Origin of the sequence: Streptomyces chryseus (assembly GCF_014650755.1) — a bacterium.
In the GTDB taxonomy this organism is placed as follows: domain Bacteria; phylum Actinomycetota; class Actinomycetes; order Streptomycetales; family Streptomycetaceae; genus Streptomyces; species Streptomyces chryseus.
Genome location: NZ_BMVO01000009.1, coordinates 1 through 18,945 on the forward strand (window position 1 = coordinate 1; position 18,945 = coordinate 18,945).

Annotated in this window: 21 protein-coding genes; 13 read left to right on the forward strand and 8 right to left on the reverse strand. The window is 71.3% G+C overall.

All coding sequences use genetic code 11. The annotated features are described in order from the left end of the window. Positions 1–77: 77 nt before the first annotated feature. Entirely contained in the window at positions 78–338 is a 261-nt protein-coding gene (locus IE185_RS15855; RefSeq protein ID WP_138899468.1) for a DUF397 domain-containing protein, read from the reverse strand. Further along, entirely contained in the window at positions 335–1,201 is an 867-nt protein-coding gene (locus IE185_RS15860) for a helix-turn-helix domain-containing protein (protein WP_138899467.1), read from the reverse strand. Before IE185_RS15860 ends, IE185_RS15855 begins: the two co-directional genes overlap by 4 nt. 138 nt (positions 1,202–1,339) lie before the next feature. Between IE185_RS15860 and IE185_RS15865 the strand changes: the two genes are divergently transcribed. Then, a complete protein-coding gene (locus IE185_RS15865) occupies positions 1,340–1,798 on the forward strand; it encodes an ATP-binding protein (RefSeq protein ID WP_138909755.1) in 459 nt (152 codons plus the stop codon). A 56-nt stretch (positions 1,799–1,854) separates the two neighbouring features. Here the strand turns inward: IE185_RS15865 and IE185_RS15870 are convergent, their stop codons facing one another. Continuing rightward, a complete protein-coding gene (locus tag IE185_RS15870) occupies positions 1,855–2,994 on the reverse strand; it encodes an AraC family transcriptional regulator (RefSeq protein ID WP_189715367.1) in 1,140 nt (379 codons plus the stop codon). 118 nt (positions 2,995–3,112) lie between these two features. On the opposite strand from IE185_RS15870, the gene IE185_RS15875 reads away from it, so the two are divergent. Beyond that, positions 3,113–4,861: an AMP-dependent synthetase/ligase gene (locus tag IE185_RS15875; RefSeq protein ID WP_189715370.1), complete on the forward strand. Its 1,749-nt coding sequence runs from the start codon at positions 3,113–3,115 to the stop codon at positions 4,859–4,861. Between the two features lie 102 nt (positions 4,862–4,963). Here IE185_RS15875 and IE185_RS15880 read toward each other — a convergent pair whose 3' ends face one another. Beyond that, positions 4,964–5,167: a cold-shock protein gene (locus IE185_RS15880; protein WP_003984261.1), complete on the reverse strand. Its 204-nt coding sequence runs from the start codon at positions 5,165–5,167 to the stop codon at positions 4,964–4,966. Positions 5,168–5,463: 296 nt separating this feature from the next. Here IE185_RS15880 and IE185_RS15885 point away from each other — a divergent pair, with 296 nt between their 5' ends. The 9 genes from IE185_RS15885 (at position 5,464) to IE185_RS15925 (ending at position 14,054) form a co-directional block, all read left to right on the forward strand. Continuing rightward, a complete protein-coding gene (locus IE185_RS15885; protein WP_138897201.1) occupies positions 5,464–6,327 on the forward strand; it encodes a menaquinone biosynthetic enzyme MqnA/MqnD family protein in 864 nt (287 codons plus the stop codon). A 196-nt stretch (positions 6,328–6,523) separates the two neighbouring features. Beyond that, complete coding sequence (locus tag IE185_RS15890) at positions 6,524–7,507, forward strand: CDP-alcohol phosphatidyltransferase family protein (protein WP_189715372.1); 984 nt, start codon at positions 6,524–6,526, stop codon at positions 7,505–7,507. 159 nt (positions 7,508–7,666) lie between these two features. Continuing rightward, entirely contained in the window at positions 7,667–7,984 is a 318-nt protein-coding gene (locus tag IE185_RS15895; RefSeq protein WP_138897200.1) for a hypothetical protein, read from the forward strand. A gap of 166 nt (positions 7,985–8,150) precedes the next feature. Next, positions 8,151–9,347 (forward strand): cyclic dehypoxanthinyl futalosine synthase, encoded by a 1,197-nt coding sequence (gene mqnC / locus IE185_RS15900; protein ID WP_138897199.1) that lies wholly within the window; start codon positions 8,151–8,153, stop codon positions 9,345–9,347. Between the two features lie 8 nt (positions 9,348–9,355). Then, on the forward strand, positions 9,356–9,946 hold the full coding sequence (locus tag IE185_RS15905) for a hypothetical protein (protein ID WP_138897198.1): 591 nt from the start codon (positions 9,356–9,358) through the stop codon (positions 9,944–9,946). Positions 9,947–10,031: 85 nt separating this feature from the next. Then, positions 10,032–10,727 (forward strand): demethylmenaquinone methyltransferase, encoded by a 696-nt coding sequence (locus IE185_RS15910; RefSeq protein ID WP_138897197.1) that lies wholly within the window; start codon positions 10,032–10,034, stop codon positions 10,725–10,727. A gap of 8 nt (positions 10,728–10,735) precedes the next feature. After that, entirely contained in the window at positions 10,736–11,644 is a 909-nt protein-coding gene (locus IE185_RS15915) for a glutaminase (RefSeq protein WP_138897196.1), read from the forward strand. A gap of 69 nt (positions 11,645–11,713) precedes the next feature. After that, the gene (locus tag IE185_RS33700) at positions 11,714–12,661 is read left to right on the forward strand and encodes a zinc ribbon domain-containing protein (protein WP_189715373.1); all 948 of its coding nucleotides are present in this window, start codon (positions 11,714–11,716) and stop codon (positions 12,659–12,661) included. 109 nt (positions 12,662–12,770) lie between these two features. Next, positions 12,771–14,054 carry a geranylgeranyl reductase family protein gene (locus tag IE185_RS15925; RefSeq protein WP_138899005.1) on the forward strand — a complete coding sequence of 428 codons (1,284 nt, stop codon included), beginning with the start codon at positions 12,771–12,773 and terminating at the stop codon, positions 14,052–14,054. A gap of 28 nt (positions 14,055–14,082) precedes the next feature. Here the strand turns inward: IE185_RS15925 and IE185_RS15930 are convergent, their stop codons facing one another. After that, positions 14,083–14,298: a DUF397 domain-containing protein gene (locus IE185_RS15930; protein ID WP_138899006.1), complete on the reverse strand. Its 216-nt coding sequence runs from the start codon at positions 14,296–14,298 to the stop codon at positions 14,083–14,085. Next, positions 14,295–15,137 (reverse strand): helix-turn-helix domain-containing protein, encoded by an 843-nt coding sequence (locus tag IE185_RS15935; RefSeq protein WP_138899007.1) that lies wholly within the window; start codon positions 15,135–15,137, stop codon positions 14,295–14,297. The genes IE185_RS15930 and IE185_RS15935 overlap by 4 nt, the downstream gene beginning before the upstream one ends. A 344-nt stretch (positions 15,138–15,481) precedes the next feature. Here IE185_RS15935 and IE185_RS15940 point away from each other — a divergent pair, with 344 nt between their 5' ends. Both IE185_RS15940 and IE185_RS33175 read left to right on the forward strand, forming a co-directional pair. Then, positions 15,482–16,117 carry a hypothetical protein gene (locus IE185_RS15940; RefSeq protein ID WP_229843542.1) on the forward strand — a complete coding sequence of 212 codons (636 nt, stop codon included), beginning with the start codon at positions 15,482–15,484 and terminating at the stop codon, positions 16,115–16,117. Between the two features lie 8 nt (positions 16,118–16,125). After that, the gene (locus IE185_RS33175) at positions 16,126–16,353 is read left to right on the forward strand and encodes a hypothetical protein (RefSeq protein WP_229843543.1); all 228 of its coding nucleotides are present in this window, start codon (positions 16,126–16,128) and stop codon (positions 16,351–16,353) included. Between the two features lie 3 nt (positions 16,354–16,356). Here the strand turns inward: IE185_RS33175 and IE185_RS15945 are convergent, their stop codons facing one another. Together IE185_RS15945 and IE185_RS15950 are read right to left on the reverse strand one after the other, a co-directional pair. Beyond that, positions 16,357–17,736, reverse strand: coding sequence for a serine hydrolase domain-containing protein (locus IE185_RS15945; protein WP_138907199.1), 1,380 nt, complete (start codon positions 17,734–17,736; stop codon positions 16,357–16,359). A gap of 177 nt (positions 17,737–17,913) precedes the next feature. Further along, on the reverse strand, positions 17,914–18,894 hold the full coding sequence (locus IE185_RS15950) for a helix-turn-helix domain-containing protein (RefSeq protein WP_138894726.1): 981 nt from the start codon (positions 18,892–18,894) through the stop codon (positions 17,914–17,916). Positions 18,895–18,945 lie beyond the last annotated feature (51 nt).

The following is an 18,945-nucleotide window of genomic DNA, read 5'->3' on the forward strand; positions in this document are numbered from 1 at the left end:
CCACCGCCACACTCCCGGAAAGGGCGGCCCCTCCAGCAGACGCAACCAACGCCCCCGACCCCACCCGGCGCTGCTCCTCAACCCCGGCTGAGCACTCCGGTTCCGGCCGCCTCGACGAAGGCGGCGAAAGCGGCCGGGGCGAGAGCGAGCTGCGGCCCCTGAGGCACCTTGGAATCCCGGACGTGGACCGTCCCGGGGCAGGCCGCGACCTCGACGCACTCGCCGCCCTCACCGCCGCTGTAGCTGGACTTCCGCCACTGGACGGCGACTTCGACGCAGTTGCCGCCCTCGCCGCTGCTGTAGCTGCTCTTGAACCAGTCGAGTGCGTTGGTGTTCATCGGTCTCCCAGCATCTTCTCGATCAGAGCCAGTGACTCCCGTGGGGTGAGCGCCTGCGCCCGCATGATCCCATAGCGGTCGGCAATCGAACGGACTTCGGCTGTCTCGGTGACCAGGCGCGGGTGCCCCTGCACTTCTGTGTACGCCACCTGTTGCTGGCTCTTGGTGGTAATGAGCGTGAACGCACCGTCCATATTCGGATGCTCATCGCGGTCGGTCGGCATCACTTGGAGTTCCACTGTGCGCAGTCCGCCCATGCGTAGCAACTGACGCAACTGTTGTGCGTGCACTCCACGCCCGCCGATGGGGCGTTGCAGTACGACCTCCTCCATGACGTAACTGAAGGTGGGCGACGGCCATTGGTCGAAGACCTGCTGGCGGGACATCCGGTCAGCTACCCGCTTGGCGATGGTCTCTTCGCTGAGTAGTGGACGACGGTGAGTAAAGATGGCCCGCGCATACGCCTCAGTCTGCAGCAGGCCATGCACGACTTGATTGCCGTAGTTATGGAGCTCAATCGCCTCCCCCTCCAGCTTTGCGTAATTGCGATACCAGTCCGGATGCCGCGTCCGTGACTTCGCCTGCGCTCGCTTCACGTCCTCCTTGGCTACCTTCAACAGGCTGCCCGCGTCCAGCAGTTCGTCGGCCCTGTCGAGAAAGTCCGGCTGGGGGATCCGTACGCCCCGCTCGATCGCGGAGATCAGGTCCTCCCCGCAGTGCAGGGCGCGGCCGAGTTCCTTCTGGGAGAGGCCCGCTCGTACGCGCAGCACCTTCACCTGTTTGCCGAGGGTGGTGAACAGCTCCGACGTGCCCTCTTCCTCGGCCGGCCGTGCCGGGCGTTCTTCGCGCTCCGCGTCTGCCATCTGTGCACCGTTCCGCGCACCTGCCCGGATACGTCACGCCCGACGGCTCGTACCGCTGCCCGTCCGTACCCGTACAGTCACGCTGCGTCGCGTGGTCGTCCCTGGTCAGGGTACGGCCGGGCGGCCACGCTGAGTGACGTGAAAGCCGATACTGAGCCCGCTTCCCCGCTCGTCCACGCCGACTTCGCGTTTCTCCAGCGCTTCAGCTCGACTCGCCGTGGCGCCCGTCTCGCCCGGCGTCTCGCGCTGCATCAGCTCGACGCGTGGGGCATCGCGTACGGGAGTGAGGCATCCGAGGCCGCAGCCCTCGTGGTCGCCGAGCTGGCTGCCAACGCCGTCACGCACGGGCACGTCCCGGGACGCGACTTCGAGCTGCGCCTGCTGCTCCGCGCCGGAGCCGACACGTTCCGTATCGAGGTCAGCGACACGCGCGGCGACCGCAGACCGGAGCGGCGGCGGCCCGCCGCCGACGGCGGCGTCGAGGAGGGCGGGCTCGGGCTGCTGCTCGTGGACACGCTCGCCTCCGAGTGGGGCGTGCGGGACCGCCAGGTCGGCAAGACGGTGTGGGCCGTGCTGGCCCGTACGCACAGCACCTGACACCTGAGACTCAGGACGAACCCACCCCCGGACCGCCCCCACCCCCGGACCGACCCTCACTCCACAACCGAATCCACAGCCGAATCCACAACCGCCCCCACCCGATAAGCCGCCGGTGTGGTCCCCGTCCAGCGGCGGAACGCGCGGTGGAACGACGTGTCCTCGGAGAAGCCGAGCCGCGCCGCCAGTTCCGCGATCGGTTCGCGGCCCTCCGTCAGGCCCGCGATCGCCGCGTCCCGCCGTACCGCGTCCTTGAGCTGCTGGAAGGACGTCGACTCCCGCTGAAGGCGGCGGCGCAGCGTCGCCGGGCTCACCGCGAGCCGCGCCGCCGTCTCGCCGAGGGAGGGCAGCCGGGGCGACGCGCGCAGGGACTGCGCCAGGGTGTGGCGGACCTGTTCGGCCACGGTCGTGCCGTACTCGCGGCGGCTGAGCAGTTCGAAGGGGGCGCGGCCGAGCATCACACGCAGCTCCGCCTCGTCCCGTACGAGCGGTGCGGCGAGCCAGTGGGCGTCGAAGCCGGCGGCCGTGCGCCCGGCGCCGAAGCGGACGGGGCAGCCGAAGAGGGTGCCGTACTCGTCCTTGTGCGGCGGCGGCGGGTAGTGGAACTCCGCCCACCGCAGGGGGATGCGCCGCCCTATCAGCCAGCTGCACAACCGGTGCCAGATGATCAGCAGGCACTCGCTGAGGAACCGGTCCTCGTCGCGGTCCGGAGCACTGCGGATGCTGAACGCCGCCCCGGGCCCCCCGCCCCCGTGTTCCAGCGCGAGGTCCGGGCCGCCGGGGAACAGCCGGTAGAACGCCGTCCCGCGTTCGACCGCCGCGCCCAGGTCCCGGCAGCCCAGCGCGGCGTAGCACATCATCGCGAACGTGCCCGGCCTGCTCGGTGCGGACGCCAGCCCCAGGAACTCGTCCCGCGTCGCCCGGTACACCGCCCGGAAGAGGCCCGCGAACTGCGCGGCCGTGACGCGCGCCCGGTCGTCGCCGAGCAGCAGGGGCGGGATGTTGCCCGCCTGGAGCAGCGGCACGGTGTCGATGCCCCGGCGCTCGGCGCCGCGCAGTACGGCCCGTACATGGTGCACGGTGATCGTTCTCTTGGCCGTGGTCACCGTCCCCGCCGCCGAAGCCGCCCCCGCCCCCGAAACCGCGCCCCTCACCGTCCCCGCAGCCGAAACCGCTCCCGCAGCCGTGGTCGCCATAGTCAACGACGGTAACCGGGATGAGCGGCGAGGTCAGTGCCGGTGACGTTTCCCGTCATCCCCCGTGGCCCCGTGCCGTACCTACCGTCGGACGCATGAGGCGAATCGAGCAGCTCGTATGAGGCGGCCCGGCACACTCGCGGTGTTCACCGCCTGGGCGGGGGACCGGTACGGCGATCATCCGGCGTTGCGGGCGAAGGGGATGCCGCCCGTCTCGTACGCCGAACTGCGCGACACGGTCCGCGCGATCGCCGGGGGGCTGGCCGGGCCCGGCACCGGAGTCCGGGCGGGGGACCGCGTGGCGATCCTCTCCGAGACCCGCGTCGAGTGGACGTACGCGCACTTCGCCGTGCTCGCCGTGGGCGCGGTCGTCGTCCCCGTCTACCCCACGGCGGGTGACGAGGAGCTGGCCTGGGTGCTCGGGGACTCCGGTGCCACGGTCGTGATCTGCGAGAACGCCGAGCGGGCCGCCCGGGTGGCGGGCGTGCGCGCGAAGACCCCGGACGTGCGCCACGTCCTCCTGCTGGACGAACTCCGCCCGCCCACCGGACCAGCCGCATCCCTCACGCCCCCCGCGCCCCCCGATCAGCTGGCGGCGCGGGCTGCCGCCGTCGGGGACGGCGACCTCGCGGCGATCGTCTACACGTCGGGGACCACCGGGCTCCCCAAGGGCTGCCGCCTCACCCACGGCAACCTCGGGGCCGTCCTGGAAGCCAACCTGGACCTGATCGGCGGCGGGCCGGGCGACCGCACGTACCTCTACCTGCCGCTCGCCCACCTGCTCGCCCAGCTCATCCAGTTCACGACCCTCCTGCGCGGCGGCGAGCTCTGCTACTTCGGCGGCCGGATCGAGGACGTGGTGAGCGAGCTGGCCGAGGTGAAGCCGACGCATCTGCCGTCCGTGCCCCGGCTCTTCGAGAAGGTGCACGCGACGGTCCTGTCGCTGGCCGAGGGGCGGGAGGGCGGCCGCGAGCGGTTCGAGGAGGCGGTGCGGATCGGGGTGCTGGCGGCGGAGGGGCGGCTGCCCGACGAGCTGACAGCCGCGTACGAAGAGGCCGACCAGCGTCTCTACAGCCTGGTCAGGGCCGTCTTCGGAGGGCGGCTGCGATGGGCGCTGACCGGTGCGGCCCCGATCGCCCCGCGGACGATGGACTTCCTGCGCGCCTGCGGCATCCAGGTCTTCGAGGGGTACGGGATGACCGAGTCGGGCGGCGTCATCTCGCTCAACCACCCGGGCGCGGTCCGGTACGGGACGGTCGGCCGGCCGGTCGCGGGCTGCGAGGTGCGCATCGCGGAGGACGGCGAGGTGCTGGCACGCGGGCCGATGGTCTTCCCCGGCTACCACGCGAACGAGGCGGCGACGCGTGAGACGGTCGACGCGGACGGCTGGCTGCACACCGGGGACCTCGGGGCGCTGGACGGTGACGGCTACCTCACGATCACCGGCCGCAAGAAGGACCTGATCATCACGTCGGCGGGGAAGAACCTCACCCCGACCACGGTCGAACAGGCCGTCCAGCAGCAGTCCCCGCTCGTGTCGCACGTGGTGATGGTGGGCGACCGCCGTCCGTACCCCGTCGCGCTCGTCACCCTCGACGCCCAGGAGGTCGCCGGCTGGGCGGCCCGCGAAGGCCGCGACCCGGGGGACCGCGAGGCGCTGCGCGCCGTGGTCCAGGAGGCGGTCGACGCGGCGAACGCGCGGGTCTCCCGTCCGGCGCGGATCCGCGCCTTCGCCGTACTCGACGAGGACTTCACGGTGGACGCCGGCGTGCTCACGCCGACGCTGAAGGTCCGGCGGCGGGCGGTCGCCGAGCGGTACGCCGCCGAGATAGAGGCGCTGTACGCGACCGGCACCGGCACGGGGTGAACGGGGTATCCGCCGCCCACCACAGGCAGGAGCCCCGTTCCTGACGGAACGGGGCTCCTTGGGTACTGCATACTCCGACCGCGATCAGGTCGGCCCGGGCAACTAGACCGGGGTGACGTTCTCCGCCTGCGGGCCCTTGGGGCCCTGCGTGACGTCGAAGTTCACCTGCTGGTTCTCCTCAAGCGAGCGGAAACCAGACGCGTTGATCGCGGAGTAGTGGACGAAGACATCCGGGCCGCCGCCGTCCTGGGCGATGAAGCCGAAGCCCTTTTCAGCGTTGAACCACTTGACGGTTCCGGTAGCCATAAGCCCTCCCATGGGCCAAAGGGTTGCCCTGCTCCAGAACCTGCAAAGAAGTCTGAAAACTACAAAAGCCTGCGGGTCACATGCTCCGCAGGCTCTGTACTGCAAGGGAAACCAAACTGCAACTTGCGGCGAGCGTAGCACGCACTTCGAGGAGAGTGGAAGAGGGAAAGATCACGTCACCCGGAAGTTTGACAGCGTCCGTCAGAGCGTCTTCCAGCAGGTCTTTCCCTGGTAACCGACCCGCCCCGAACCGCCCCGCTGTCGGGACCGGACGGGGACAGGTCTAGCCTCACGATGTGGACAATTCAACTGCTGTCGACCACCGTCGCAGCCGGCCACGTGTCGGCCACATCCAGTTCCTGAACTGCCTGCCCCTTTACTGGGGGCTGGCCCGTACCGGAGCGCTTCTCGACTTCGAGCTGTCGAAGGACACCCCTGAGCGGCTGAGCGAGCAACTCGTGCGCGGCGATCTCGACATCGCGCCCGTCACCCTCGTCGAATTCCTGCGCAACGCCGACGACCTCGTCGCCTTTCCCGACCTCGCGGTCGGCTGCGACGGGCCGGTCATGTCGTGCGTGATCGTGTCCCAGGTGCCGCTGGAGCAGCTCGACAGGGCGCGGGTCGCGCTCGGTTCGACGTCCCGTACGTCGGTGCGCCTGGCGCAGCTGCTGCTAGCCGAGCAGTACGGCGTACGCCCCGACTACTACCGGTGCCCGCCCGATCTCGGCGTGATGATGCAGGAGGCCGAGGCCGCGGTGCTGATCGGTGACGCGGCGCTGCGGGCCGCGCTGCACGACGCTCCGCGTCTGGGCCTGCAGGTGCACGACCTGGGGCAGATGTGGAAGGAGTGGACGGGGCTGCCGTTCGTCTTCGCGGTCTGGGCGGCGCGCAAGGACTACCTCCGGCGTGAGCCCGGGGTCGTGAAGAAGGTGCACGAGGCGTTCCTGACGTCGCGCGACCTGTCCCTGGAGGAGGTCGGCAAGGTCGCCGAGCAGGCCGCCCGCTGGGAGGTCTTCGACGCGGAGCTGCTGGAGCGCTACTTCACGACGCTCGACTTCCGTTTCGGCCCCGAGCAGCTGGCGGGCGTACGGGAATTCGCCCGCAGGACCGGTCCGACGACCGGCTTCCCGGCCGATGTCACGGTCGAGCTGCTCACCTGACCCCGTGGACCGCGTGATCCGCGTCACCCCGCAGCGCGGCGTCCCCCGCCTGCGGTTTCGGGTCTGGGAATGCCGTCGACTCGGGTGATCAGGCAGACCGTTACCCCTGGGTAAAGGTTGTATGTCGTGCGTCTGGCTTCTTGCTGAACAAACCTCTTAGCGTCGGGCGAACACTCAGACGCCAGGAAAGTTGATCATGCTCCGAGAAATGCCGGCCCTCGCCGAGGTGCGCCGTACCACTGAGAAGAAGCGCGACGCCTGGTGGACCGTCTTGCTCGTGGACCCGGTCGCCACCCCACTGGTCCGCTGGACCGCGATGTGGACCCGGATCACCCCGAACCAGATCACCTGGGTCGCGCTGCTCCTCGGCCTCGGCGCAGCGGGCTGCTTCGCGGCGGGGAGCTGGGGCTGGCTGCTGGTCGGTGCCGCGCTGTACCACGTGAGCTTCATCCTCGACTGCATGGACGGCAAGCTCGCCCGGCTCACCGGTACCGGCTCGGTGTTCGGTGCCTGGCTGGACTACGTCTTCGACCGGGTACGGGTCCTGGCCTGTGCCGTGGCGTTGATGGGCGGCCAGTTCACCCGGACCGGCGAGATCATCTTCCTGTGGCTGGCGCTCGCCGTCGTCTTCCTCGACATGCTGCGCTACGTCGACGCGCTGCAGATCTTCAAGATCCGTCACGGGATGCGCAAGCAGATCAAGACCCGGGTGCGCGCGGCCCGCAAGGCTGAGAACCAGCGGGAACTCGCCTTCATGGAGGACATGCTGCGCGACAACCCCGAGGCGGACACCGAACACGAGCAGACCATGGCGGAGGAGGAAGCCTCCGCCGAGGCCGCCGAGGCCGCCGCGGATGCCTCCGCGCAGGGATTCGCGGCCCCGGTGAAGCCGCGGAAGCCGACGGTCGTCGACCTGCACCAGGAGTTCCGTCATCGCTTCCCCTGGTACGCCCGGTTCCGGACCTTCCTGCTGCGACGCCGCATCCGTACGCACCTGGTCAGCGGCATCGAGTTCCAGATGGCCGTGTTCATCGTCGCCCCGGCGGTCGATGCGGTGGCGCCTGTGACGATCGGTGCGGGTGTGCTGCTGCTGGTCTTCGAACTGGCGATCATCTACAAGCTGCTGCTGTCGACCCGGGATTTCACCCGCACGCTGAAGTCCTTCGAGCAGACGGCCTGATCCGGCTCGTACCCCTGGAGCCGCGACGTCGGACGGCGCGCTGGTGAAATGGGCTGTCTGGCGGGCGGGTTGGGCTGACGCGACCACTTCTCAAGATCGCGTAGGATGGGGTTACCAGCTGGTAATGACCTCATTTCTCACCAGACCAGGGGGAAGCGCATGCTTCGACGCATTTCCACGCTCGCTGTGACCGCAGCGATGGCCGGAGGCGTCCTCTTCACCGCTCTGCCCGCCCAGGCCGCCCCGGCCGCCGGTCAGCAGAGCGTGACCGCGATGGCCGCTCGCGGCTCCATCACGGTCAACATCCGGGAGCTGCAGCAGCAGTCCCGGGACCTGAAGGACAAGGCCAATCAGCTCGACCGCCTCGGCGCCCACGCGGAGGCCAACCGCTGCCGCGCCCAGGCCGCGGCGATCGACAAGAGGGTCAAGCAGCTCCTCGACGCCGAGAACGGCGTCTCGCGCCCGTTCGGCCGCTGACCCGCGGCACGACACGGCACGGCACGACCAGCACGGCCGCGGCGCCCCCGTCACCCGCCCCGAACGCGTCGGGGCGGGCGGCGGGGCGCCCACCGCCCGCAGGCCGTCCCGACGGCTGGCGTAGGCTGGGCCGGTCCGTCCACACCCTGCCGAAAGGGACACTCCGGTGACTGAGAAGGCCGACCTCACAGCCGTCCTCGACCGCGCCGCTGAGGGTGGGCGGATCACCCCGGAAGAGGCGCTGGAGCTCTACCGCCACGCGCCGCTGCACGCGCTCGGCCAGGCCGCCGACGCCGTGCGCCGGCGTCGCTACGCCGGTACCGAGCACATCGCGACGTACATCATCGAGCGCAACATCAACTACACGAACGCGTGCGTCACCGCGTGCAAGTTCTGTGCCTTCTACGCCGCGCCCAAGAGCGACAAGGTGTGGACCCGCGACCTCGACGACATCCTGCGCCGCTGCGCCGAGACCGTCGAGCTCGGCGGCACGCAGATCATGTTCCAGGGCGGTCACCACCCGGACTACGGCGTCGAGTACTACGAGGAGCACTTCGCCGCGATCAAGGCGGCGTACCCGCAGCTCGTCATCCACTCCCTCGGCGCGTCCGAGGTCGAGCACATGGCCCGCATCTCCGGCGTGAGCGCCGAGGACGCGATCCGCCGCATCCACGCCGCCGGCCTCGACTCGTTCGCCGGCGCCGGCGCCGAGCTGCTGCCCGAGCGGCCGCGCAAGGCCATCGCGCCGCTCAAGGAGTCCGGCGAGCGCTGGCTGGAGATCATGGAGCTGGCCCACCGCCTGGGCGTCGAGTCGACGTCGACGATGCTGATGGGTACGGGCGAGACCAACGCCGAGCGCATCGAGCACCTGCGGATGATCCGCGACGTACAGGACCGGACGGGCGGCTTCCGCGCCTTCATCCCGTACACCTACCAGCCGCAGAACAACGCGCTGAAGGGCCGGACGCAGGCCACCCTCTTCGAGTACCTGCGCCTGATCGCCGTCGCGCGCCTCTTCCTCGACAACGTGGCCCACATCCAGGGCTCGTGGCTGACGGTCGGCAAGGAGGTCGGCCAGCTCTCGCTGCACTACGGCGCCGACGACCTCGGGTCGATCATGCTGGAGGAGAACGTCGTCTCGTCCGCCGGGGCCAAGCACCGGTCGAACCGGACGGAGATCATCGATCTCATCCGCAAGTCGGGACGCGTGCCCGCGCAGCGCACGACGACGTACGAGCACATCCTTGTGCACGACGACCCGGCGAACGACCCGGTCGACGACCACGTCGTCTCCCACCTCTCCTCCACGGCCATCGAGGGCGGCACGGCCCACCCCGAGCTGAAGATCCTCAGCACCAACTAGGCGCGCCCGTGCTGACCCTTCACCGCCCCCTCGCAGGCGTCCGGCTCGTCGCGGACCACCCCGGCGAGGAGCGGACGGACGCCGGGCACGCGGTCGTCGTGGACGGCCGCCGCCTCGCCGCCGTCGGGCCGTACGAGGAGCTGTACGCCGCGTACGGCGACCGGGCCCGCGTCCGCGAGTGGGACGGGCTGCTGACCCCCGGCCGGTACGAGCCCGACGCCGCCGCGCTCCTCGGCGCCGCCTACTGGCCCGACCCGCGCGAGGCGGAAAGCCTCGGCACCGAGCCGCTCACCGGCGCAGACCTCGAAGCGCTGGACATGACCGCCGCCCGCTGGGGGGCCGGCGCCCGGCGCGGGGTGCAGCGGCTGCTGGCGCGCGGCACCACCGTGCTCGCCGGGCCCTTCCCCCGGCCCGAGGTCCGCAACGCCGTCGAGCGGTCCGGGATCCGGTGGTACGAGCACCCCCCGGCGGAGGCGCGCCCCCGGGCGCTGGTCCCGTCCGGTGTCGCGGACTTCGCCGTGTTCGCGGGGCAGCGGGGCGACGGGCCGTGCCTGGTCACCGCGCTCGACGGGCGGCTGGTGTACCGCGGGCGGGTGTGACCCCTCCCGCGCGGTACGGCCGGGTACGCGGCGAAGGCCGATTCCGCTGACGGAGGCTTCGGGACGTACTGCTTGAATACGGAGCATGACCCGCGCATCCCTGAACAAGCAGCCGCACGAAGTCGCGTCGATGTTCGACGACGTGGCGGCGAACTACGACCTCACCAACGACGTCCTGTCGCTCGGGCAGGACCGGGTGTGGCGCAAGGAGGTCGCCAAGGCCGTGAACGCCCGCCCGGCGCAGAAGGTCCTCGACCTCGCCGCGGGCACGGCCACGTCCTCCCTGCCGTTCGCCGCCACCGGTGCGTACGTCGTTCCGTGCGACTTCTCCCTCGGCATGCTGCGGGAGGGCAAGAAGCGCCACCCCCATCTGCCGCTGACCGCCGGTGACGCGACGAAGCTGCCGTTCCGCGACGACGTGTTCGACGCGGTGACGATCTCGTTCGGCCTGCGCAACGTGCAGGACACGGACGCGGCGCTGCGCGAGCTGTACCGGGTCACCAAGCCCGGCGGCCGGGTCGTGATCTGCGAGTTCTCGCACCCGACGTGGACCCCGTTCCGCACCGTCTACACCGAGTACCTGATGCGCGCGCTGCCGCCCGTCGCGCGGGCCGTGTCCAGCAACCCCGACGCGTACGTCTACCTCGCCGAGTCGATCCGCGCCTGGCCCGACCAGGCGGCCCTGGCGTCCCGGCTCCAGCAGGCCGGCTGGTCGAAGGTCGCCTGGCGCAACCTGACGGGCGGCGTCGTCGCCCTGCACCGCGGCGTCAAGCCGCAGTAGAGGTCCCCGTGGACTACCAGTCGGTCCTGGAGCGGATCGCGCGGGACATGGCGCCGCAGATCGGCAGCGGCAGGCCCGCCGAGTACATCCCGGCGCTGGCCTCCGTCGACCCGCGCCGCTTCGGCATGGCCATCGCCGACGTCGACGGCAAGGTGTACGGCGTCGGCGACTGGCAGCGCCCCTTCTCCACCCAGTCGATCACCAAGGTCTTCACGCTCGCGCTGGTCCTGGCCGCCGGCGACGACCTGTGGGAGCGCGTCGGCCGCGAGCCGTCGGGCAACCCGTTCAACTCCCTGGTGCAGCTGGAGTACGAGAACGGCATCCCGCGCAACCCGTTCATCAACGCGGGCGCGCTCGTCGTCACGGACCGCCTCCAGACCCTGACGGGCGACGCGAGCTCGGAGCTGCTGGAGTTCCTCCGCCAGGAGTCCGGCAACCCCGGCCTGGCGTTCGACCCGGAGGTGGCGGAGTCGGAGTCCGCCCACGGGGACCGCAACGCGGCCCTGGCGCACTTCATGGCGTCGTACGGCAACATCACCAACCCGGTGTCCACCCTCCTCGACCACTACTTCTGGCAGTGCGCGATCGAGATGAGCTGCGCGGACCTGGCCCTGGCGGCCCGCTTCCTGGCCCGCCACGGGCTGCGCGCGGACGGCTCGCGCCTGCTGACGCGCAGCGAGGCGAAGCAGATCAACGCGGTGATGCTGACGTGCGGGACGTACGACGCGGCCGGCGAGTTCGCCCACCGGGTGGGGCTGCCGGGCAAGAGCGGCGTGGGCGGCGGCATCGTCGCGGTGGTCCCGGGGCGGTGCACGCTGTGCGTGTGGAGCCCCGGCCTGGACGAGCGCGGCAACTCGGTGGCGGGCGTGACGGCCCTGGACCGCTTCACGACTCTGACCGGCCTGTCGGTGTTCTAGCGGCGTCTCGGCAACCCCTCGCTGTTCGAGGCGAGTTGACGCGACCCGCACGCCGGGCAAGATAGGCCCATGCCGCTGCACTGCCCGCACTGCGGGACCGAGGTCTCCGACGACGCCCGCTACTGCCTGAGGTGCGGCCGCGAACGCCCGCAGCCGCAGTACGCACCGCCGGTGCCCCTGGAGGCCATGGAGACGGCGACGGCCGGCCCCGCCCCCGCGCCCCCGGCGCACCACATCCCGGCTCCCGTGCCCCAGCCGCCGCCGCCCGCCGCGCCGCGCCGTCGCGGCCCCGCCTTCGTCTGGACGGCGACGCTGGCAGCCGCCGTCGTCATCGGCGGCGGCGCGACCGCCGGTGTGCTGGTGCTCAGCGACGACGGCACGGACACGCCGCCGTCCCGGTCGCTGGACGACAAGCCCGTCGTGGCCGGGAGCGACAGCCCCCGGGCGTCGACGCCGCCGGCCCCGTCGACGCCCGCGCCCGCGGCTCCGCCGCAGGAGAACCCGCCCGCCTCCGAAGCCCCGCCAGTCACCGAGAGCCCGCAGCGCCGGGAAACCCCCGAGGTCCCCGAAGCCCCCTCCGGCTTCCGCACGGTGACCGACCCCGCCGGTTTCTCCCTGGCCGTGCCGGACGTCTGGTCCCGTACGGACGAGACGTCCGGCCAGATCACCTACGCCGGCTCCACCGGCATGGAGCACCTGCTCATCGGCGTCGTCCCGAGCCCCCCGTACGCCTCCTCGTACGACAACTTCCTCACCATCGAGCGGAAGGCCAGGGTCAACCAGCGGGACTTCCGGCGGCTGCGCCTCGAACGGAACACCTTCCAGGGCCGTCCGGGCGCGATCTGGGAGTACACCTTCACCGACAAGCAGACGGGCGAGACCCTGCACGCCATCGACCAGGGCTACATCGCACCGAACGGCACCGACTACTCGATCTACATCAAGAGCCGGGACCGGGACTGGCAGCACTCCCGCGAGATCTTCGACGCCGCGCTGTCCACCTGGACGCTCGGCTGACCCCGTACTCCGCGCGCACCCTTCCGAAGGCCGCTCGCCGCGCCGCAATAGACTGCCCCTGACCTGTGCCCCACGGCACGCGACGCCGAGTCTTACGGGAGATCCCGCCGTGACCGAGCCCCTCTCCGAGCACACCGCAGATGTGATCGTCGTCGGGGCCGGACCCGCCGGCTCCACCACCGCCTACTACCTGGCCAAGGCCGGGCTCGACGTCCTGCTGCTGGAGAAGACCGCGTTCCCGCGCGAGAAGGTCTGCGGCGACGGCCTGACGCCCCGCGCCACCAAGCAGCTGGTGTCGATGGGCATCGACATCTCCGAGGAAGCGGGCTGGCTGCGCAACAAGGGCCTGCGCATCATCGGCGGCGGCGTCCGCCTCCAGCTCGACTGGCCGGAGCTGGCCTCGTACCCGGACTACGGCCTCGTCCGCAAGCGCGACGACTTCGACGAGCAGCTCGCCCGGCAGGCCCAGAAGGCCGGTGCCCGCCTGTACGAGCGCTGCAACGTGGGCGAGCCCGTCATCGACCCCCGTACGGGCCGCATCACCGGCGTCAACGCCAAGCTGGGCGAGGAGAAGACCCCGGTCACCTTCCACGCCCCGCTGGTCGTCGCCGCCGACGGCAACTCCACGCGCCTGTCGCTCGCCATGGGCCTGCACCGCCGCGAGGACCGCCCGATGGGCGTGGCGGTGCGTACGTACTTCACCTCCCCGCGCCACGACGACGACTACCTGGAGTCCTGGCTGGAGCTGTGGGACCGCCGCGGCCCGCAGGACCGCCTGCTGCCCGGCTACGGCTGGATCTTCGGCATGGGCGACGGCACGTCCAACGTCGGCCTCGGCATCCTCAACTCCTCCAAGGCGTTCCGGGAGCTGGACTGGCGCGAGGTGCTGAAGGCGTGGTGCGCGTCGATGCCGGAGGACTGGGGCTACACCCCGGAGAACATGACGATGCCGATCCGCGGCGCCGCGCTGCCGATGGCCTTCAACCGCCAGCCGCACTACACCAAGGGCCTGCTGCTGGTCGGTGACGCGGGCGGCATGGTGAACCCGTTCAACGGCGAAGGCATCGCGTACGCCATGGAGTCGGGCCAGATCGCCGCCGACGTCATCGTCCAGGCGCAGGCCCGCGCGACCCCCGCCCAGCGCGAGCTGGCCCTCCAGGCCTACCCGAAGGTCCTCAAGGAGACCTACGGCGGCTACTACACGATGGGCCGCGCCTTCGTGAAGCTCATCGGCAACCCGACGGTCATGAAGATCGCCACCCAGCGCGGCCTGACGCACCCGGTGCTGATGAAGTTCACGCTGAAGATGCTGGCCAACCTGACCGACCCGACGGGCGGCGACGCCATGGACCGCATCATCAACGGCCTGGCGAAGGTCGCCCCGAACTCCTGACTTTCGCGTGTGATGCAGGTCAGACCGTTCAGCCGCAGGCCAATCGGTCGTCCTTCACGGCGGTGATGAAGGACGACCACGCGGTTGTGCCGAAGGTGAGCGCGGGGCCGCCGGGGAACTTGCTGTCCCGCACCGGCATCACACCGGTCAGTCCGTCGGCCACTTCGACGCAGCTCCCGCCCTCGGCGTTGCTGTGGGAAGACGTGCGCCACGTCGCAGTGCTCAGGTCATGCGCGTTGCTCATGGTGCGAAGTCCTCCGCCGCCGATTCGATCAGGGCCAGGGACGCCTCTGGTGAAAGCGCGGCGGCCCGGATCAGATCGTATGACCGCTGGTACTTGGCGACCAGCGGCGGCATGTCGACCAGTTGGCCGGAGTGCTGCCCCTCCGAGTATGCGACGGGTGGCGCGTCGTCGAACGTCATGACCGCGAACATGCCGCTGCTCGCCGCGTGCGCCCCGGCGGAGAAGGGCAGAACCTGAACCAGGATGCGTCCGCGCCGCACCAGTGCGGCAATGTGGGAGAGCTCGCGGGCCATGACCTCCCGGCCGCCCACCGGGATGCGGAGCACGGTCTCGTGGAGGACGACCCACAACACGGGCCTTGTCGGACCGTCGAGCAGAGCGGCCCGAGCCGCCCGCGCTCGTGCCCACGTGTCCATGTCGTGGTCGAGGATCAGTGCCGCAGTGGGAGCCATGAGCGCGCGCACGTACTCGTCCGTCTGAAGCAGCCCGGGGACAAGCGTCGGCGCGTACTCGCTGATCGTGATGGCATCCGCTTCCAAGGTGGCGGCATCGGCGAAGTAGGCCGGGTGCGGGCTGTTGTCGATCAGCTCCTTGCACATGCGGGCCAGGAGTCCGTCCGTTCCCAGCTCGCTGTCGATGCGCCGGGCGAGGTCGAGCTGAGGCTTGCGGACGGCCGCCTCGATCAGGCCGATGTACGTCCCCGAGACGTAGACCCGGTCCCCGAGCTGCTGCTGGGTGAGCGGTACCGCTTCTCGCCGCCGCCTGAGTTCGGAGCCGAAGAACGGCCATCCGACCTTGCCCTGCGCGAAGCTCAGACCCTTGTTGGGCTTGTTCACCATGGAACTCCCCTGCGTCGCACCACTGTTGATCCCCGCTGTCCCCGGCCCATCGTATGTGCGGAGCGCGACGGGCGGCCACGGAACGTGACAAGGCGGGGGCGGCGCTTGAGCTTCGGGGGGCGAGGTCTGAGACTCTTTTGCTAGGAATGGGGGGTGGGGATCCTTCCCACCCACCCCGCGTCCGGCGCGCCAACTCGCGTCCGCAGCAGCGGCGATGACGTTGCGTGGCCGAGTCGCCACGCAGCGCCGCGAAGGTGTAGCGTGCGGCACGACGAAACGACCCCCATGCGGTGGTGGAACACCGCACAGGGGTCTGACCACAAGATCGTTACGAGGTCGATCTCATGGCTGTTCAGCAGCTTAGTCCCGCCCTGCACGCGCCCGCCCACCCGATGGCCAAGCCCGGGTTCGGAAAGCGGTCCGCGCCCGACCAGGAGCCGCGCCGCGCCGGGGATTTCGCACATCTGCCCAAGAGGGAAGCCGCCATCGCCGGTTACATCGACCGGCTGCCCGAGGGCGCGGACATCTCCATCAAGGCGCTGGCCAGGGAGCTGGAGGGCTACGGGCAGTGCGCCGTCGGCACCGTACTGCGGCGGCTTTCGGAGGCCGGGCACCTGCGGCGCGTACGCCGGGACGTGCAGGACGCCGAGGGGGCGCGGTGGGTGTACCGGACCTTCTTCACGCGTACCGCCCGGCCGGACGCCTGGTGGGCCGCGTTCCTCGGGGGCGACGTCCCGCAGTCCGGGATGGCCGCCCCGCGCCCCTGCGGGATCCGCAGGCGCGCGGTCATGACGCGCTCGCCCGGCTCGTGCACCAGCACCCCCGGCTCGCTCTGTCCGCGTTGGAGTGCGAGGCGCTGGCGGGGGTGGCCGGGGACTGGTTCCGGCGGGGCGCGACCGAGGCGCAGCTCGTGGCGGCCGTCGCGACGATGCTGCCGGACCCCGTCCGCCACCCCTTCGGCTTCGTCCGGAACCGGCTGATCAGCCGGATGCCGCCCGAGCTCCCGGCCCCCGTCCGGGGCAGATACGCCATGCAGTGCACCGACTGCCACGTCCCCGGCACGCCGGATTCACTGCCGGGCGGCCTGTGCCGCGTCTGCCGCAGCGAGCCGTACGCGCACCCGGACGACGGCCGCCTCCCGGCCGACCTCGTGCGTGGCAAGGCGGCCCGGCTGCGGGACACCATCCGTACGCACAAGCTCCGGCCGCCGCGCTGACGCTCAGCGCGGCAGCCCGTGGGGGGCCGGGGAGCTGAGCGGGGACAGCGGACCGGGCGCGGCCCGGCGCAGAGCGGCGGAGGGCTTGCCCGGGGCGCCGCCGAGTGCTCCGCCGACGTACTGGAACAGCGCGTCGCCTATCGGGTCCGGCTTCGGCCGGCCGTCGTCCTCGAACCGCTGGTACTTCATCAGGTTGTAGCCGACGGCGACCTGCCTGCGGCCGTCCTCGGTGGACAGCGCCCAGGTCCCGGCGCCGAAGACGCCGCCGTCGTGGCCCCAGTACCAGCGACCGTCGGGCATGCGCAGGGTGTAGATGCCGAGGCCGTAGCGCATCGCGGCCTCCTCGCCCGGCTCCGTGTCGTAGGCGGGGACGGTGGTCTTCATGGCGCGCAGTCCGGCGGGGCCGAGGAGCTTGCCGCCGAGGAGCTGACGGTAGAAGTCGTTGAGGTCCCGCGTCGTCGACACCATCGCGCCTGCCGTACCGGCCCAGGACATGTCGTAGACGCTGAAGTCGCGGGCGGGCTCTATGAGGCCGAACATCGACTCGTACATCTTGGCGTGCGGCCCGGACAGGCGGGGCGACGCGGGGAAGTACGTGTGCCGCAGCCCGGCCTTACGGATGACGTCGCGGGTGATGTACGTCTCCGCGTCCTGGCCCGTGACCTTCTCCAGCAGCAGCCCGAGCAGTACGTAGTTGGTGTTGGCGTACGCGTGCTTCCCGCGCTCGGCGACCGGCGGCGCGGCGAGTCCGAGGCGGGCGAGGTGCTCGGGGTCCAGGCGGCGGAAGCGGTTGGCCTCCAGGACCTCGCCGGGGTTCTCGACGATGCCGGGGAAGGCCGGGAGCACGTAGTCGGCTATCCCGCTGGTGTGGTTGAGCAGCATGCGCACGGTCACCTGGCGACCGCGCTCGCCGGGCACCAGCTCGGGCAGGTAGCGCCCGATCGGCGCGTCCAGCCCGACGCGTCCCTTGTGGACCTGCTGGAGGACGGCCACGGCGGTGAAGGTCTTGGTGATGCTGCCGATCCGGTGCTCGAAGCCGGGCCGCATCCGGCGCCCGGTGTCCACGTCGGCCAGCCCTGTGGCGCCGTGCCACTGCTCGGAACCGTCGCGGACGGACGAGAACGCCCCGTACATGCCGGCCCGGTGGATCGCCGCGAGGGAGTCGCGCAGGGCCGCCCGGTCGAGGCGGTGGCCGGCCGCGCCCGGCGGTGCGGCGGACGAGCCGGGCAGGGCGGTCGCGGGGCCGGCCGCCACCGGCCCGGCGGCTAACGCCTGTGTCGGCACGACGCCGACCGCGAGCGACAGCGCGGCGGCCGAGGCCGCGGCGGCCAGGCGGGCTCTCCGGCGCTCCGGGCGGCGGGCGTTGGGGCGGGCGGGGCTCATGGTCACTCCCGTGGGGTCGACTCGCGCACCGGTCGTACGCGGTGCCACCATCCTCGGCGCGCGGCGGCGCCGGGCCCTCAGCCCGCAGGACGATCCCGTGCACGAGAACCCATGACATTTGTCAGGCGTGGGGCGACGCCGGGGCGCGGGGAGTACGGCGCGGACCGCGCGGGAACGTCAGGCGAGCGGTGACGCCCCGGCGAAGTTGCGGCGGTAGTCGCTGGGGGAGACGCCGACCCGGAGGGTGAAGTGGCGGCGGAGGTTCGCCGCCGTGCCCAGCCCGCATTCCTCGCTGACCCGGTCGATCGGGAGGTCGGTCGTTTCGAGGAGGGCCTGGGCGCGGGCCAGGCGGCGGGCGAGCAGCCACTTGAGCGGGGTGGTGCCGGTCGATTCCTGGATGCGGCGGTGGAAGGTGCGCGGGCTCATCCGGGCCCGGCGGGCCATGTCCTCGACGGTGAGCGGCTCGTGGAGGCGGGCCGTCGCCCACTGGAGGGCGGGGCCGAGGTTGTCGTCGTCCGTCTCGGGGACGGGCTGGTCGATGAACTGGGCCTGTCCGCCCGCGCGGTGGGCGGGCACGACCAGGCGGCGGGCCAGCTGGCCGGCGACCTGAGCCCCGAGGTCGCGGCGTACCAGGTGCAGGCAGAGGTCGAGGGCGGCGGTGGCGCCCGCGCTGGTGAGCACGTCGCCGTCGTCGGTGTAGAGGACGGAGTCGTCGACCAGGACCTTCGGGTAGCGCGCGGCGAGCGCCGCGGTGTGCTGCCAGTGGGCGGTGGCGCGGCGGCCGTCGAGGAGCCCGGCGGCGGCGAGTGCGAACGCGCCGGTGCACAGGGACACCATGCGGGCCCCGGATCCGGCGGCCGCGCGCAGCGCCGCGACGAGCTCGGGCGGTACGTCCTCGCCGCCCTCGGCGCACGCCTCGGGGACCGACGGCACGATCACGGTGTCCGCTCCGGCGAGGGCGTCGAGCCCGTGGGGGGTGGTGAGGGAGAAACCGGCGGTGGGGGCGGCCTTCCTCGTACCGCACAGGCGCAGGTCGTACCAGGGGTCGGCGAGGTCGGGGTGCGGGATGCCGAAGACCGTGCAGGCGATGGAGAGTTCGTACAGCTCCCAGAGGGAGATGCCCGCGTCCTCGACCACGGCTATGGCGACGGTGTGCATGCGGTCGAGCGTACGACGGGCGAGGCAGGAATTTTGCGGAGGTGGGCAGTC

Excerpts from the sequence above, each read along its gene's own strand:
- IE185_RS33175 (WP_229843543.1), top strand. The coding sequence starts at position 16,126 with ATGCCGCCCGAGCTCCCGGCCCCCGTCCGGGGCAGATACGCCATGCAG.
- IE185_RS15895 (WP_138897200.1), top strand. The coding sequence starts at position 7,667 with ATGCTTCGACGCATTTCCACGCTCGCTGTGACCGCAGCGATGGCCGGA.
- IE185_RS15935 (WP_138899007.1), bottom strand. The coding sequence starts at position 15,137 with ATGGTGAACAAGCCCAACAAGGGTCTGAGCTTCGCGCAGGGCAAGGTC.
- IE185_RS15880 (WP_003984261.1), bottom strand. The coding sequence starts at position 5,167 with ATGGCTACCGGAACCGTCAAGTGGTTCAACGCTGAAAAGGGCTTCGGC.
- IE185_RS15860 (WP_138899467.1), bottom strand. The coding sequence starts at position 1,201 with ATGGCAGACGCGGAGCGCGAAGAACGCCCGGCACGGCCGGCCGAGGAA.
- IE185_RS15890 (WP_189715372.1), top strand. The coding sequence starts at position 6,524 with ATGCTCCGAGAAATGCCGGCCCTCGCCGAGGTGCGCCGTACCACTGAG.
- IE185_RS33700 (WP_189715373.1), top strand. The coding sequence starts at position 11,714 with ATGCCGCTGCACTGCCCGCACTGCGGGACCGAGGTCTCCGACGACGCC.
- IE185_RS15950 (WP_138894726.1), bottom strand. The coding sequence starts at position 18,894 with ATGCACACCGTCGCCATAGCCGTGGTCGAGGACGCGGGCATCTCCCTC.
- IE185_RS15855 (WP_138899468.1), bottom strand. The coding sequence starts at position 338 with ATGAACACCAACGCACTCGACTGGTTCAAGAGCAGCTACAGCAGCGGC.
- IE185_RS15930 (WP_138899006.1), bottom strand. The coding sequence starts at position 14,298 with ATGAGCAACGCGCATGACCTGAGCACTGCGACGTGGCGCACGTCTTCC.
- IE185_RS15875 (WP_189715370.1), top strand. The coding sequence starts at position 3,113 with ATGAGGCGGCCCGGCACACTCGCGGTGTTCACCGCCTGGGCGGGGGAC.
- IE185_RS15945 (WP_138907199.1), bottom strand. The coding sequence starts at position 17,736 with ATGAGCCCCGCCCGCCCCAACGCCCGCCGCCCGGAGCGCCGGAGAGCC.
- IE185_RS15910 (WP_138897197.1), top strand. The coding sequence starts at position 10,032 with ATGACCCGCGCATCCCTGAACAAGCAGCCGCACGAAGTCGCGTCGATG.
- IE185_RS15870 (WP_189715367.1), bottom strand. The coding sequence starts at position 2,994 with ATGGCGACCACGGCTGCGGGAGCGGTTTCGGCTGCGGGGACGGTGAGG.
- IE185_RS15940 (WP_229843542.1), top strand. The coding sequence starts at position 15,482 with ATGGCTGTTCAGCAGCTTAGTCCCGCCCTGCACGCGCCCGCCCACCCG.